The 16460-nt window shown below is 55.4% G+C and carries 10 protein-coding genes; 1 reads left to right on the top strand and 9 read right to left on the bottom strand.

What is annotated here, in order from left to right:
- Positions 1-257 precede the first annotated feature (257 nt).
- Entirely contained in the window at positions 258-1247 is a 990-nt protein-coding gene (locus MXE39_RS04095; RefSeq protein ID WP_246977517.1) for a polyprenyl synthetase family protein, read from the top strand.
- Between the two features lie 137 nt (positions 1248-1384).
- Here MXE39_RS04095 and MXE39_RS04090 read toward each other — a convergent pair whose 3' ends face one another.
- The 9 genes from MXE39_RS04090 to tsaE form a co-directional block, all read right to left on the bottom strand.
- Positions 1385-2683, bottom strand: coding sequence for an adenylosuccinate synthase (locus MXE39_RS04090; RefSeq protein WP_246977518.1), 1299 nt, complete (start codon positions 2681-2683; stop codon positions 1385-1387).
- Between the two features lie 583 nt (positions 2684-3266).
- Positions 3267-4361: a protease modulator HflC gene (gene hflC / locus MXE39_RS04085; protein ID WP_246977519.1), complete on the bottom strand. Its 1095-nt coding sequence runs from the start codon at positions 4359-4361 to the stop codon at positions 3267-3269.
- A complete protein-coding gene (hflK, locus tag MXE39_RS04080; RefSeq protein ID WP_246977520.1) occupies positions 4361-5650 on the bottom strand; it encodes an FtsH protease activity modulator HflK in 1290 nt (429 codons plus the stop codon). Before hflK ends, hflC begins: the two co-directional genes overlap by 1 nt.
- Before the next feature lie 499 nt (positions 5651-6149).
- A complete protein-coding gene (hflX, locus tag MXE39_RS04075) occupies positions 6150-7499 on the bottom strand; it encodes a ribosome rescue GTPase HflX (RefSeq protein ID WP_246977521.1) in 1350 nt (449 codons plus the stop codon).
- 223 nt (positions 7500-7722) lie between these two features.
- Positions 7723-8211 (bottom strand): hypothetical protein, encoded by a 489-nt coding sequence (locus tag MXE39_RS04070; RefSeq protein WP_246977522.1) that lies wholly within the window; start codon positions 8209-8211, stop codon positions 7723-7725.
- 305 nt (positions 8212-8516) lie between these two features.
- The gene (gene miaA / locus MXE39_RS04065; protein ID WP_246977523.1) at positions 8517-9503 is read right to left on the bottom strand and encodes a tRNA (adenosine(37)-N6)-dimethylallyltransferase MiaA; all 987 of its coding nucleotides are present in this window, start codon (positions 9501-9503) and stop codon (positions 8517-8519) included.
- A 136-nt stretch (positions 9504-9639) separates the two neighbouring features.
- Positions 9640-12948 carry a DNA mismatch repair endonuclease MutL gene (mutL, locus tag MXE39_RS04060; protein ID WP_246977524.1) on the bottom strand — a complete coding sequence of 1103 codons (3309 nt, stop codon included), beginning with the start codon at positions 12946-12948 and terminating at the stop codon, positions 9640-9642.
- A gap of 537 nt (positions 12949-13485) precedes the next feature.
- Positions 13486-15156, bottom strand: a complete 1671-nt coding sequence (locus MXE39_RS04055) for an N-acetylmuramoyl-L-alanine amidase (RefSeq protein WP_246977525.1) — start codon at positions 15154-15156, stop codon at positions 13486-13488.
- 712 nt (positions 15157-15868) lie between these two features.
- A complete protein-coding gene (tsaE, locus tag MXE39_RS04050) occupies positions 15869-16369 on the bottom strand; it encodes a tRNA (adenosine(37)-N6)-threonylcarbamoyltransferase complex ATPase subunit type 1 TsaE (RefSeq protein WP_246977526.1) in 501 nt (166 codons plus the stop codon).
- Positions 16370-16460 lie beyond the last annotated feature (91 nt).

Genomic DNA, 16460 nt, shown 5'->3' with positions numbered 1-16460 from the left:
ACTTTGCCCCTGATTCAGGGCCACAACTGTACGTTGATCCCCTCAGGCCTGCCTCCCTGGAGTACTGCGGCACAGCTGCGCCAGATTCTACTGGCAGGCAGCTTAACTGCAGGAGTGCATACAGACTTACAGACGCCATGGCGCCGGGAAAGCGCTGCTGCATATGCTGCCAGGTTCTGCCCCGGGATCACTGATTAATATGGAAAATGGAGATGGCTGCGATCTGAACGCGCCATAGACCCTTAAAGGATTGTTGTATGGCCGCACCTACAAAGGCCGGGTCCATTGTTATGGACTGTCCTGGACTTGATCGTGTTGAAGAATTACTCAAAGCCACTTATACCGACCATGTGCTTGAGACTCAGGTAAATGCCATGTGCCAGTATGTTATCAGCGCCGGAGGCAAACGCATCCGCCCACGCATTACCATGCTGACAGCCTATGGCCTGCCTCACTTCAATGAAGACCTGCACCTTGACAAGGTATGCCACATAGCCGCATCCATCGAAATGCTGCATGCTGCCACCCTGGTCCATGATGATGTTATCGACAAGGCCCCAATGCGCCGTGGTCAGCCTACCCTCAATGAAACCGAGGGCAACCACGCAGCCGTACTGGCCGGTGACTACATGTTCACCCGCTGCTTCAACCTGCTGGAAAAGGCTCATGATTTCGACACCATCATTGCGCTTAACCATACCTTAAGCCAGCTTGTTGTAGGCGAGCTTTACCAGCTTGAGCATGAAGGTGATCTCAATCTGGATCTGGACACCTACTACCGCACCATTTACGCCAAGACCGGCGTGCTCTTTGAGCTGGCAGCCATTGAACCTGCCATCTTCATCAAGGAAGACAATAACCTCATTGAGCCACTGCGCGAATATGGCCGTCAACTGGGCATTGCTTTCCAGATTAAGGATGACATGCTCGACTACAGCGCCGATGCCCAGGCTCTGGGCAAGGATCCGGGCACTGACCTTGCCGATCAGCGCATTACCCTGCCAGTACTGCTGGCCATGAAGAATATCGAACAGTCCCGCCGTCAGCAGCTGCTTGAGGATATCCAGAACGTCAATATCGATGCCGTAAAGAAAGCCATTGATGAGACCGGTGCCCTGGATCTTTGCGAGCAGGAGGCCATCAAAGCCTCAGAGCGCGCCATTGAGTGCCTCAATGTGCTCCCGGATAGCCAATATCGCGAAGGTCTGGCTGAAATCAGCCGCATGTCCGTAAATCGCGCCAAATAAGAACTTTCAGGGCGTCAGGCCCGACAGCAAAAAAGGCGGTACCCCCAAAAGGGTACCGCCTTTTTTGTGCCTGCCGGCCTCTCAGCTCAGGCCAGAAGGCCTGAGCGTTGAAGCTGCTATGTAAGGCAGTGGCCTTATCAGGCCATTGGATTTCTGACCATGATGGTCTGAGCGCGCTCTGGACCGGTGGAGATGATGTCTACAGGGATACCGGCCAGCTCTTCGAGGCGGCGGATATACTTCTGAGCATTCTCAGGCAGGTCCTCAAAGCGGGTAACGCCTACAGTGGACTCGCTCCAGCCTGGGTGAGTCTCAAAAACAGGAGTTACACGATCATACTCGTAGGCAGCCATTGGAGGCAGCTGGCATACAGTACCGTCAGCAAGCTTGTAGCCGGTGCAGATCTTAAGCTCGCTCATGCCATCGAGCACGTCGATCTTCATCAGGGCCAGGCCGCTTAAGGAGTTGATGGCAACAGCACGGCGCATGGCAACAGCATCGTACCAGCCTACACGGCGTGGACGGCCAGTAACAGCACCAAACTCAGCGCCACGGGAGCGGATACCCTCACCGATATCGTCAAAGAGCTCGGTTGGGAATGGACCGCCACCTACACGGGTAGTGTAGGCCTTGCAGATACCCAGTACATAGTCGATGTAGCGAGGTCCGGAACCTGAACCGGTGCAGCAGCCGCCGGCAACGGTGTTGGAGGAGGTTACATAAGGATAGGTACCGTAGTCGATATCAAGGAAGGTACCCTGAGCACCCTCATACAGAACCTTCTTGCCAGTTTCGCGGGCATCGGTAAGGATAGCCGAAACGTCAGCTACCATGGCCAGGATACGGTCACGAACGGACTCGATCTGAGCAAGAACCTCATCATAGGAGACTTCTTCGGCACCAAGGTAGTTCTTGAGAATGAAGTTGCGGTACTCAAGCAGACGGGCCAGCTTGTCCTTGAAGACTTCCATGTCGTAGAGGTCGCCGATACGTACACCACGGCGGGCTACCTTATCCTCATAGCATGGGCCGATACCACGGCAGGTGGTGCCGATAGCATTCTTGCCGCGCTTTAACTCGGAGGCCTTGTCGATAGCAACGTGAACAGGCAGGAGCAGAGAGGAACCGGCAGAAATCTTGATGCGCTGCTCGGCATCAGCAATACCGGAGGCCTTGAGCTCCTCAATCTCGCCAAAGAGAGCCTCTGGGGAGACGACCACGCCTGAACCAATCAAGCACAGGCTGGAGGAGTGTAAAATTCCGGAAGGAACAAGACGGACGACTATTTTTTTGTCGCCTACTACCAGGGTATGACCGGCATTGTTGCCACCCTGGCTTCTGACTACGATGTCAGCATTGACAGTCAGCAGATCAGCAATCTTACCCTTACCCTCATCACCCCACTGGGTGCCAAGTACTACAACATTGTTAGGCATGTCATTTTTCTCGGTGTCACTAAGAAAATGGTTAATTTTCTTAATAAAAGCGGCAATCTCTAAGCCTCTGTGGCCCTGTCAGGACTTTATTGAGCCCTGAGCCCAGTGGCTCATCAAATATGTATTTGCCCGGCGCAAACGCTCTGATCTTAGCCTATTTCAGCGGTTTTGTCAGTGAAACAGTCCCGGCTCAGAAGCCGTTTGCAGCGAACACAAAAAAAGCGCTTTGCTCTGAAAACAAAACGCTTTATTTATTTTAGCCCGCCAGGAAAAAAATATCATCTGTTCAGCTTAACAAAATCAGATATTTTTCACTTTTGCTCCCCCCTGGACCAGGACTACAGGGCACTGGTGCATACCTGTCCGTATCAGGGCATGACCGGCCCCATGGCCGCTGGCTGCAGGCCGCAGGCCGCAGGCTGCAGGGCCGTGCCACCTGGTGGCGTCCTGCCTGGCGGCAGCTGCAGCGCTGCTTTGCAGCAGCGGGGCTGCGCCAATACGGCCCATACAATAAAGGCTCCCGGTGGGAGCCTTTATTGCAGAGGCGTGCAGCCTGATCTGCATGCCTCTTTTTGCGGTCAGCTTATGGGCGGACCTTGGAGTTGGCAGGATCGCCAAAGTAGCGGAAGAACTCGCTGTCAGGCTTTAACACCAGTACATCATTGCCCTTGGCCATGGACTTGCGATAGGCATCCATGGAACGCAGGAAGTCGAAAAGCTCGGCATTCTGAGTATAGGCATTGGCGTAGATACGGGTGGCTTCGGCATCGCCGGCACCCATGAGGCGACGGGCTTCACGCTCGGCGGTAGCGATCTTGATGGCTACCTCACGATCGGCCTGAGCCTTGATGGTTTCAGCCTCACGACGGCCCTGAGAGCGGTGCAGCTTGGCTACGGCATCACGCTCGGCGCGCATACGCTGGTAAATGGAGTTTGAGACCTCAGGAGGCAGGTTGATCTGCTTGATACGAACGTCAACGATCTTGATGCCCAGCTCAGTGGAGCTCTTGCCCAGATCACGCAGAGCATTCTGCATAACCTGATCACGCTTGGAGCTGCTGATGATGTTCTCAACATCACTCTGAGAGTCGGCAATCTTGTCTGAATCAACCTTTAAGGTGTCATCAGCATCATTGACTCTGCTCTTGTCAGTGGCAGCAATGGTGCGGCCCAGATCACGGCGCTCGGTGACGCTGTCAAAGGAGCTGTCCATTTCACCGTAGGTGCCGGTTTTTTCCTGACCGGAAACAATTTCATGAATGGTCAGACGACCAATCTGGCTGCGCAGGGAGTTGTTAATTCTGCGGCGCAGCAGTTCCTCAGCCTGCATGATATTGCCACCGGCTGTGGTCAGGTAGAAAGTGGACGGATCGCTGATGCGCCACTTTACGTAGGAGTCGATGATGAGATCCTTCTTCTCGGCAGTCACAAAGCGGTCAGCACGGGCAGAAAGAGTCTGAATACGGGCATCGAGCACTCTTACCTTGTCGATAAAAGGAATCTTGAAGTGCAGACCAGGATTGGAAACGGCCAGCTCAGAATCAGAGTTTCTGAGCACCTTGCCAAATCGGGTCACAATACCCACATTGCCCTCGTTGATAACGAAGACAGAGTTGAAGCCTACAAAAACCAGAATCAGAAGACCTGACAGCAGCAGGTTAAAAGTTGAACCGCGCATTACTGTCTACCTCCCTGAGAGTAACCATAGCCTACTGAGCGGTCAGCAGAGCGGCGTACCGGAGTGGCGTTGCCGGCAGATGAACTGCCTGCAGAACTGCTGTTGTAAGAAGGTGTATAGGCTGAAGGAGCTGATCCTGCGGCTGGATAACCGGTGGATGGAGCGGTGGCACGTGGGGCGCCATTGCCCTGAGGAACCGGCAGATACAGTACAGGTGATGAACCCTCTGGAGTATCAAGAATGATCTTGGAGGAGTTGCCCAGCACTTCCTGCATGGTCTCAAGATAAATACGGGTACGGGTAATTTCCGGAGCGGCAGTGTACTCAGGGAGGATCTGCTCGAAGCGTGCTACCTCACCCTGGGCATCGAGAACTACACGTGAACGGTAGGCCTCGGCCTGCTGACGGATACGCTGTACCTGACCTTCGGCACGTGGCAGCACTTCATTGGCGTAGGCTTCGGCCTCACGCTTGAAACGCTGCTCGTCTTCCTGAGCAGCAATGGCATCGTCAAAGGCCTCTTTAACCTCATCAGGTGCACGGGCTGGCAGGAAGTTTACGTCAACAATGGTCAGGCCCATCTTGTAAGGCTCAATAATGGAAATGAGCAGCTCACGGGTATCCTGACGGACACGCTCACGACCGGAGGTCAGAATGTCATCCATGAGAGTATGACCGACCACATAGCGCAGTGCACTGTCGGTTGCTTCCATCAGAGAGTTGTCAGGGCTGGTTACTGAGTACAGGTACTGCACAGGATCGGAAATACGGTACTGAACGTCCATTTCCACGATAACCACGTTCTCATCTTCAGTAAGCATGGCACCTGAAGACTGAATGGAACGCACCTGCTCAATATCAACAGTATTGACCTGATCAATGGCCGGGATCTTCCACTGCAGACCTGGATCCACTACTTCGTAGATCTTGCCAAAGCGCAGTACTACGCCACGCTCAGCTTCGCGCACAGTATAGAAACCGTTAAAAATGAAAATACCCAGCATCACAGCTGCCAGGGCAGTTGCTATGCCCTTGAGGCCGTTCTTCTGGTTGAAGCCCTTGCCCTTGCCGCTGCCGCCCTTGCCGCTCAGAAGCTTTTCAGCCTTTTTGAACAGGTTGGTGAGATCGCCATCATTATCTTTGTTGCGATAGCGGGCCCATGGGTCCTCATTATTGTTGTTAGCGCCTCCCTGAGGGTCGCGCTCATTGCTCTGTGGGTTGGCATCTTTTTCCCCGTCAGGCTTCTGGCCTGGAGGATTCCATCCCATATTGGAATTGTTTTCTATCATGCAAAACTCGCTGTTTCTCCAAAGACCGGCCCTGCCTGCACTCCCTTTCAGCAATGGTAAGGCTCAGACAGCTGCTCTGTAGCCCCTCATGCTGCGAGATGGCGGCCAGCTCAGTGGACAAACGTTCCAGCCGTAATAAAGAAATGTTATTGCGACCTCACCTGGACTTCACATCCCGGTGAAAACTGCAAATAAAACTGCGCTTGCAGTGGCCTCAGGGCCACCGGCTCCCGTCCTGGGAGGAGGGAAAAATCAACAGGACATGCAGTTAACCTGTCAATTCTATACGCAAAACCTTGTAATAGACCTGGAAAAGTCAGGAGACAGTGATAATTAGTCTTAGCTTACTGCTCCGGCACCCGCTCCGGCACCCGCTCAGCCCCAGGCAAAGCCCGCCGCCAAAGCGGCAGCTGCCCGGGGCCATGGCGGAGTATGCCTGGGCCATGAACCGGAGCCTGCCTGCTGCAGGCGGTCGCATGCAGCAGACTGAGCCCTGCTGTCAGTCTATGTCTTCAAAATCGAAGCTTTCTTCCTGCTGCCATGGCAGACCATTGGAGCGGTCAACCAGACAGGCGCTCAGGCGTCCGCCGGACTGCTTTTCAATACGGGCTGCATCTGCAGGCTTAAGACGTACCTTGAGCAGCTCGTGGCCCATGTCATCATAGCCTGCTGACTGAGCGGCCTTGAGCTCATAGAGCATGGAGCGCAGACGGCCGTCCGTGTGCTCAAGACGAACCTCAAACTCACACTGATCAAGAGTGAGCAGCTCTGATACGGCCTGCAGCAGCTCATCAAGGCCCAGACCGTTGCGGGCCGAGACATTGACACGTACCGGGCGGCCGGTTTCATCGCGCACAATGCCCACAGCAACCTCTTCTTTGAGGTCAGCCTTGTTAAATACCAGCAGAGATGGAACCTGATCGGCCTTAATCTGCTCAAGTACGGCGTTTACAGCCTCGATATTGTCCTCAATACGAGGGTCGGCAATATCGATAATATGCAGCAGCAGATCAGACTGAATGGTCTCCTCAAGGGTAGCGCGGAAAGCAGCTACCAGCTCATGAGGCAGATGACGGATAAAACCTACGGTATCAGCAAAAACCACACGTCCTACTGTCGGAAGCACCATATTGCGCAATGTAGGGTCCAGGGTGGCAAAGAGCTGATCAGCAGCATAGACCTCAGAGCGGGTCAGACGGTTGAAGAGCGTGGACTTGCCGGCATTGGTATAACCTACGAATGAGACCACAGGAATGGCGTTTTTCTTACGCTCCTGACGGTTCTGCTCACGGCGGCGTGCTACTACCTCAAGATCTTCCTTAATGGCAGCAATACGCTCACGCAGAGCACGACGGTCAAGCTCAATCTGAGTTTCACCAGGACCGCCACGCAGACCAAAGCCACCCTTCTGACGCTCAAGGTGAGTCCAGCCACGTACCAGACGGGCCTGCTCATAGCGCAGCTGCGCCAGTTCCACCTGCAGCTTGCCCTCATAGGTGCGGGCACGCATGGCGAAAATCACCAGAATCAGCGCAATGCGGTCCATTACTCTGACGCCGGTCTCTTTTTCCAGATTTCTTTCCTGAGCCGGAGTCAGCGGGCTGTTAAAGACCACGACCTCAGCTTCATGAGCCTTTACGGCATCGGCAATTTCAACTACCTTGCCTGAACCTACATAGGTTCGAGGATCAATGCCGTCACGGCGGCACACTACAGCATCACAGATATCTGCACCTGCTGATTCTGCAAGTCTGTGCAGCTCTTCCAGATCTTCCTGGTTTTTGGCCTGAGGGAGCTCCACATGCACCAGAATGGTTTTACCAAGGGGCTCAAACTCCTTTTCTGCCATAAATAATTTTTTCCTTTAAAGAATGCTCAATGCTTCCCAGCATCTGTATTAATAATCTCAGTCAGCCTCCGTCATGACATCCCAGCCCGCCTCAGGCTGCGCCTGCAGGTGCGGCCTGAGGCAGGCCACCAGGGCTGGGCTGCCCGTGCAGGCCGCAGGGCTGGTCGCTGGCCTGGACCTTAAGGGTACGTGGCATGTCTGACGGGGCTGCGCTGTCAGCTTATCAGGCGCGCAGGTTGAGGATGGAGCGCAGCAGTGACGGGCACTCGCCGCCGAAAAGATCAGCCAGAGCCACCATGTCGTTGCGCTCAAGGGCAGCGTTCAGGGCACGGGTGAAGAAAACATAGTTCTGGCGGAATCTGTTGTCGCCAAGGTCAATAAGACGCTCCAGATCGAACATGAAGATCTTGATGTAATCGAGGGCCCAGATCGGCGCCATGGTGGTTGCAATGGTGCTGATTTCAGTACTTTTTGCAATCATGTCCTCGACATATGAGCTCATGTTGGCCGGAGTCAGAATTCTCGGGTCACTCTCAAAAAGATTCACCTCATTGGCCTTGATATTGCCATCGAGTTCGTAGATAAGCTGACTGAGCTCCATTCTCTCATCAGTAAGGGCATCGTCTTCGTTAATCCCCAGAGCCTTGGCAATAAAGGTCTCCTGCCTCAAATAATGATCACGGCTTTTCTTATCTAAACGTTCTGTAGCCATACTCACCGCCTCTCTGCTCTGTTACACAAATCTCAGGCTGATACTGATCTGCAGCGTCTGCACCCAATGACCTCAGTGGTCATATCCTGCGTATCACAACTGCATCCTCAGCAGCCCTATGAAAAGTCCTTTCCCCTGGGAATAGCTATTTTGCCATAATTATCAGCCTTTGTGACTATATGGCCCCTGCTGGAGCGCGCCTGCCTGCAACCGCCGCCCTGGCGCGGCGGACAGGGCCGTGGCGCGGCCTCAGGCGCTGCCGGGCGGCACGTCCGGCGGCACGCCCGGCTGCGCGTCCGGCTGCGCTAAGGCTGAGGACTGATACGGTACTGCTCGAAAGAGGGCTCGGCTGCCATAAGCTCGAGCATGCGCTGGGTTTTGTTTCTGTCCTCGATGGTAAGGACATGACGCACCAGCTCGTCACTGCTGCCCACATCCTTAAGGCCGCCACGCAGCCAGGTCATCTGATGCTTGGCAAGGCGGGCCGTGGCTATGACGCTGAGCTCAATCATTTCCTCATAACTGACCTCCTTGCGCAGATACATGGCCACCTGACGGTAGCCTACCGAGCGCATGGACGGCATGTCATCTGTAAGGTCGCCTCTTTGCAGCAGCTCTGCAACTTCGTCAATAAGACCGTCCTCAAGCATCTTTTCAAAGCGCTGGCGTATCAGCACACGCAGGGCACTGCGATCATTGCCCTCAGGGAGCAGCACCATTTCAAAACGGCTGAAAGGACATTCGTTTTTAGGCTCGGAAAAGTAAGAGCTCATGGCCCGGCCTGTCATGTAGTAAACCTCAAGTGCTCTGGCCACACGCTGACGATCGTTGGGAGCAAGCTTTTCATGCAGCACGGGATCAAATTCTCTGAGCAGCTCATGCACCGCCGGCCAGCCCTTCTCATCGGCCATGGCCTGTACCTTTGCACGCACCTGCAGGTCAGTCTCAGGCAGAGGCGACAGCCCCTCAACCAGGGCTTTGTAATACATCATGGTGCCGCCACAGATTACCGGCAGGGCGCCACGCTCCCTGATATCTCTGACCAGTTCAATGCAGTCATGACGAAATGAGGCGGCACTGTAGCTTTCAGCCGGATCACAGATATCGATAAGGTGATGATGACAGACAGCTCTTTCCTCGGCTGACGGTTTGGCTGTTCCTATGTCCATGTCCCTGTAAATCAGGGCTGAATCAAGGGAAATAATTTCGGCACGGTAATGACGTGCCAGCTCCAGAGAAAGAGCGCTTTTACCTGATGCCGTCGGGCCCAGAATTACTACAGCCTCATACATAAGTCAGGATTCTCCTGGTATTAATAGGTTAATCGCAAATCAAAGTGCCTCTGCCCGGCTGGCCCTGCCTGGCTGGCCCTGCCCACTGGCGGGCCGGCGCCAAGGGCGATGCCGGGTCAGTCTGGCCGCTGAGTTTTCAGCTGCGCGCACCCAGCAGCACCCGGGCCATATCAAGCAGGCTTATTTCCATCAGGGCCCCCTGCTCGGCGGCTTTTTGCAGTGACATCATGCTGTCTATGCCCTCAATCAGATTGCGGGCATCATAGGCCGTATTAATGGCTACCGGGCGGCAGCGGGCCATAAGTTCAGCAAGCTGCTGCGGGCACCTGGCCTCAAGATTAATCATGGCGGTCTGCGCGGCAATTATGCGCAGTGCTTCAAGGGCTACAGCTGCCAGGTTGCAACCTGATGCCAGAGACGGAATGGTGCTGAGCTCTATACTTGAGCGTATGGCCACACTGCGCACCCCAAAGCCGCAGCGTGCAGCTGCCTGCACCACCTCAAGAGAGCGGCAGGCCTGAATCAGCGCGCCATCACAGCGTATGGCAAAAGGCATAGGCAGCTCATTTGATTTGACCTGATCCCCCTGCACATCGCGGGCATACTCAAAGGCACTGCGACTGTAATACAGCTCAGAGCAGCGCACCATGAAATAGCGGCTGCCAATATTCATCAGGGCCACATCAGCCGTTACCAGCGACTGGAACTGACATTTGCCCTGAAGCGACATCAGCTCGCTTACCTGATCCGCACTCATGCGCTGCATACCCGGACAGTCCATTACCGGACCAGCATCAGTACCGCCCGCCCCTGCATACCTGTCACCATAGTCACAGGCATAGTCTTGCCCGTAATCACGGCCCGGGTCATGGTCCGCATCGCTGCCCTGCCCGGCGCCCATGGCATAACCGTAATCGCAGTTGCCTGATGTGCCCGTATGGCTGTCCATGGCTGAGGCTGCGGCCGCAGCAGCTTCTGCAGCAGCCGCTGCTGCAGCGGCATGCGCATCTCCGCCATGAGCTGTCGCCGCATCACTCATCATGGAGCGGTGTAGAACCTGATCGTCCTGGCGGCTGTCAGCCCCTGCTGCACCAGCAGCGTCTGCATCTGGCACTGCGCTGCCCTCATTTGAGCACTCCTCGTCATGGGCCTGACAGGCCATGGCACGGGCACGCTCCAGACTGGCTGCGCTGTCAAAGACCAGGCCGGACGGGCCAGAGCTGTGAGCTGAGCCGGGCTCTGGGCTTTGCTCTGAGCCCAGGGCAGTGCCTGGCTCAGGACTGTGCCCGGCGGCGTTGCTGGCAGCACCAGAGGTACTGTCAGCGGCGGCCGCCCAGTTAAGGGCTTCGGCCGCTGACTGGGCAAAAGCATCATCAACTGTTTCGGCTGTTGAGGAAGCTTGAGGCGGCTGTGAACTCTCATCGGCTGCCTGGCCCTTGCGGGAGGCATTGTTGAGCATGCGGGTGATGCGCTCGCGCTCCTGGGTCTGCAACAGGAAATCAAGGCTAAAAGCACTGTTGCCCCTGTTAACAGCTCCTGAAAGACCGGCACGGCGGGCAGAACCGCCGCCCTGCCCTGAAAAGCCGCTCTGGTGGCCCTCATCATCATCTTCAAGCACATCGCTGCCGTCATCATGCGCCCCTGCCTGCCCCTGACTGCTCTGAGCAGGGCCGGAGCTGCAGCTTAAGCCTGAACCTGAGCCTCCGCTGGAGCTGCCGGTATCTGGGAGTATGTCCTCTTCTTCATCAAAGAGACTGCCATTCCAGATGCCGCCCCGGCCGTATGACGGCTGTGCGGACGGTCCCATGCCGCTCTGCGGTGCCATGCCGCTCTGCGGTGCCATGCCTTCCTGTGGCGCTATACCGCCCTGTTGTTCAATGCCATCATGTGGGGCCATGCCGCCCTGCGGCTGCGCCGATGGATGATGGTCAGTACCGAGCTGGCCGTGGCGCAGCCTGGTAATGAACTCCAGTGCCTGAGATGATGCATCTCCCTTGCGGGCTCGTGCCAGAAGGTCGGCAAAGCAGCACAGGCGGCCGGTAAGAGCTGCAGCGCCTGTGTCGCCGGGAGCAGAGCCCCCGGCGGCGGCAGTCTGGGCGGCACTTTCGCCGTCTGGCAAAGGGTGCAGCGGGTTCAGGCTGGAGCTCAGGTACTGCTCGATGGCAGCGGCGTACTGGCGGCTGCGCTCAGTGCCCAGAGCTTCGCGGCGGCGACGTACGATCTCCTCAGGGCTGATGCCGTCCTGCGGAGCCTTTGAATGATCGACAATGGTGACGTCATCGACACCAAGGCTGCCCATGCGGGCATTGCCCCTGTTGATATGGTTGAGCTCAAAAACTGACTTTACGTTGGCCAGAATGCAGTCATGGATGATGCTGGAATTGTGAAAGCGCACCTCATCCTTGCGTGGATGAACGTTGACATCAACAGTGCGCGGATCGCACTCCATGAAAATAACGCCACGTATGCACGGCTTGAAGTCCATATCCTGCTGCACGGCATTGAGGTAAGCCTCACGTATGGCATGGTTCACTGTACGATCAGAAATGCAGCGGCCATTGAGAAAGGTCAGCAGGCGATCGGGGGTAGCACGGGTAAAGGACTGAGGCCTGACCAGTACACCGTAAATGGAAAGCACCTGACGACTGAGCGGATCATAATCATCAGGACTCAGACCGTCATCAATTACGTCGGCGCCGCTGTCAGAGGGCACAGCCAGATTGAGATAGCGGCGGTAGGCATTGACATAGCTTTCATCGCCATTGTCAAAGCGCAGCACGTCGTTTTTAAACTCACGGCCGAGCAGCTGGGCTATACGATCGCCAAGACGGGCTCTGGTCTGAGCCTGTACATGCAGCACAGTCTTACCGTCAGCAATGAACCTGAACTCAATGCCGTAATTGACCAGCGCCAGACGGATCATCAGATCCTTGATGTGGTTGAACTCAGTTTTGTCTGACTTGAGGAAGTGACGGCGGGCCGGGGTGTTAAAGAAGAGATCGCTGACAATTACCGAGGTACCAACAGGATGGGCTGCCGGAGCTACTACGGGATTTTGCTCAGGTCCTGATACCTCTACCTGACAGGCATGAGGCTGATCGGCCGTACGGGAGATAAGTGACAGTCGGGATACTGAGGCAATGGAGGCCAGAGCCTCACCACGAAAGCCCATGGTGACAATGGCAGCCAGATCCTCAAGGCAGGCAATTTTGGAGGTGGCGTGAGGAGCCAGAGCAAGAGCCAGTTCATCCTCAGGAATACCCTTACCATTGTCAGTGACTTTGATAAGCTGCTTGCCTGATCCGCGAATTTCCAGAGTAATAACGGTAGCGCCGGCATCGACGGCATTTTCTACCAGCTCCTTGACCACAGAGGAAGGACGCTCTACTACCTCACCGGCCGCAATCTGATTGGCCAGCTGCACAGAAAGTCGCTTGATTGGCATAACAAACCCGCTGAAAAACAATGCTCCCTGACAATATCACCCTCGCCCCGCCGCTGATGCAGCAGCCCTTGCTGCGCCAGCTGCAGCTGTCGCGCCCGCAGCAGCTGTTGCTGCGGCTGCAGATGCAGGCTGTGCCGCAGCTGCCGGTATGCGTGGCGACCACTGGCCATGACGCACTGACTGGCACAAAGGGCCCGGGCTCAGCTGCTGCAGACACTGATGTCGGGAGCAGATGAGGGCACGTTCTGTGCGGACAGGGATGAGAAAGTGACGATCTTTGAGTATAGAGGTTTTGACCGCTCAGGTATATACCGCAGGCAGACTGTGCACTGTCAGCATATGGTCTGAGGGAAAGAGTTGACGGGACGGACCTGAATGTCAGGATGCCTGAATTTCTGGACGCATGGATATCCGGATGGCAGGATGCCTGAATTTCTGGACGTATGGATGTCCGGACTTCTGGATGCCAGGTCCGTCCCGGGCCGGTTACGTATGCAGCCCTGATATGGGCCCCAGCTGCAACCGGCTATGAGATGATTATGGGATGATGAGCTTCTGACCAATGCGGATATTGTCACTGGTGAGCTTGTTGTAGGCCTTGATGGCGGAGACTGTGGTCTTGTTCTTCTGGGCAATTACCGACAGGGACTCACCCTTCTGAACTTCGTGAATCCTGACCTTGGCAGCACCGGTACGGATAGCACTCTCATAGCGGCTCTTGATGTGCTGAATGGTGTACTTCTCGTAATAGGCCACAATACCCTGATAAATAGCGTAGGCAATCTGCTTCTGGTAATTAGGCTGATTGAGCTGGATTTCCTCATAAGGATTGGACAGGAAGCCGGTCTCAATCAGTAATGATGGAATATCAGGGGACTTTAATACTGCAAGCGAGGCGTGAATTGGCTCTTTCTTGTGCAGCTTGGTGAACTTGCCCAGCTTGTTGAGAATTTCCTGACCCATGTTATAGCCCTCAGAGCGGGTATTGTCAGAGGTCATGGACAGGATGGTGGCAGCAAGATAAGGGTTCTGCTTGTCAGCTGAGGACAGTACCTCACTTACACCTGAGAGCAGCTGGCCCTTGCCATCGCCCTTGAGCACCTTGTTATTTTCACGCTGAGCACGGTTGTTGGACAGTACCCATACTGAAGCACCACGGGCAGAAGAGCCTGAGGCTACCGAGTCTGCGTGGATGGAAATAAGAATATCGGCCTTATGACCACGGGCAACTTCAGAGCGGCGGTCCAGATCAACAAAGACATCGCTGGATCGAATCAGGGTGCCCTTGAATCTTGGATTGGAGTTTACGTATTTGGCCAGCTGGGTAGCAACAGCCAGAGTTACGTTCTTCTCCTTAACCCCGCGCTTGCCAATGGCGCCCGGATCCTTGCCACCATGGCCTGCGTCAATGGCGATGACATAAGGATTGGCCTTAGGCAGAGAAACCCTGTTTGGTGGAGGCGGAGCCTGGGTGTCGAGCACTTCCTCCTCAACCTGAGGACGGCGGGCTGGCTGTTTATTGTTCTTGTTCTGAGCTGTCTGAGCCTCTTTGCGGGCGTTAATCTGCTCAACACGCTCCTGATACTCCTGCACCTGGGCCGGAGTCATGGTGCGAATACCGTCAGAACCTACACTGGACAGGGAGTTGAGCAGTGCATTTTCGGCAGCATCAGCATCATCAACGGTGATGACATTGACCGGAGGTACACCGGCGCCCTGACCGGTACCTGCCTGCTTGGCAGCCTCTTTCTGGGAGAGAACCTTGACCTCCTGATCAGAGGTAGGAGCACGTTCTGAGGCGGTATGAGGGAAATCGACTACCAGACGGTAATTCTGGCCGTTCATAGGGGCAAGCATGAAGATGTTTGGGGTGCCTGATCCCTTGAGGCCAAAGATATAGCGTACGTCATCGCCACTTAGATTTTTGACAAAGGATGTGACTACTGAGCGCGGCTCCAGGGCGATGCGGTCCGGGGCGGACTTGTGATTGGTGACGTCGTTGAGACGGACGACAAAGCGGTCGCCGTTTTTGTTCAGAGCTGTGGAGAACTCCGGCTTGTAATCCAGATCAAGTACCACACGGGTCTTGTCGGCATTAGAGAAGGCTCTTACGCGCAGAATATTATCAGCAAATGCTGTCTGCACCGCTGCCATAGACAGCAGCAGGCCCGTAACAAGGGGAAAGAAGCGCATCAGAGCTGATAACATGAGCAAACCTTACAAAGATGGTAACCGCAGAAATACATGATCAGGTTCAGGCAGAGTGCTGAGGCATAGCATGCATATGTACACAGGCGGGCTCTGCCCTGCCAGGAAGCCATGGACTGAGCCGCACGGCTCTGCCCGCCGCACAGCTCGGCCCGTTCAGGGCAGTATGCACCAGGAGCAGCCGGCACTGAGGCAGCCTGCACCGTGGGCATACTGTACCTTGTCAGGCGGGGCGGCACTTTCTTTTGCGCACGTCAAAAGATGCCGGCCGTTACTTATACGGCAGCCCTGGGGTCAGCTGAAAAGTCCTGAATGGAAACGGTCTGAATTAACCACAAACAATGTTCCTAATTCTAAGTTATATCAGGCATTTTGTGCAAAAATTCGCGCCGCAAAGGACAAAATTATCTGCCCGCCACACGTCCCGGCCAGAGCCTCAGTCTGGCGCCTGGCCCCTCCAGTACGGCAATTGAGCGCCTGCGCCGTTAGCTGCAGACAACAACAGCTGGTGCTGCGCGTACGGTTATAGCACGCCCCTGCTCTGAGCACGGCACGTGCCCGCAGATCAAGACCTGACAGCCGGAACGGCATTAGGCTATGGCCTGCAAGACCGGTCAGGCACTGTGGTTATGGACTGAAAGACCGGTCAGGTCCATGGCAGCCATGCTGTCAGGCTGCCCAGCGGCCGGGCAGGCGTGAGCAGTGGCCGGGCTTAGCCAGCTGACGCAGCGATAGTATTGAGCTGCTCAGATGAGAGCAGAGTTGAGCTTACCGTGACGGTCCGGCCCTCGCTTTCGTGCTTAATGGCCACAGTAAGATCAGGATCAGGCAGCAGGCCATGACCACGGTCTGGCCATTCGATAAGGCAGATACCACGGCGGGCAAAGTAATCGCGAATGCCCATAAGCTCAAGCTCTTCAGGATCCATAAGACGGTAGAGATCAAAGTGGTAAATCACCATCTGAGGGCCCTGAGGCTCATAGCTTTCAACCAGGGTATAGGTAGGAGACTTGACCGTACCCTCATGTCCAAGAGCTCTTAGCAGACCACGGGTCATGGTGGTCTTGCCTGCTCCCAGATCACCCTCGAGATTAATACAAAGGGCCCTGTTTCCTGTCTGCTCACACTGGGCACTCAGCACTTTGGCCAGAGCCGCTCCCAGAGCCAGAGTTGCCTCTTCATCTGCAAGGGTGAAAGTAACCTGATTTGCCATACTCTCCACTTTCCTCAAATGCTGCGCCGCGCCATATGGCCCGTACACAGTCAGTATGTCCATACATAATCCGATGCCTATCTTACCAAAG

This window comes from Anaerobiospirillum sp. NML120511 (genome assembly GCF_023050955.1).
Classification (GTDB): domain Bacteria; phylum Pseudomonadota; class Gammaproteobacteria; order Enterobacterales; family Succinivibrionaceae; genus Anaerobiospirillum.
Note: the sequence above shows the minus strand (reverse complement) of the source record. Positions and strands in the feature narration are given on the sequence as shown.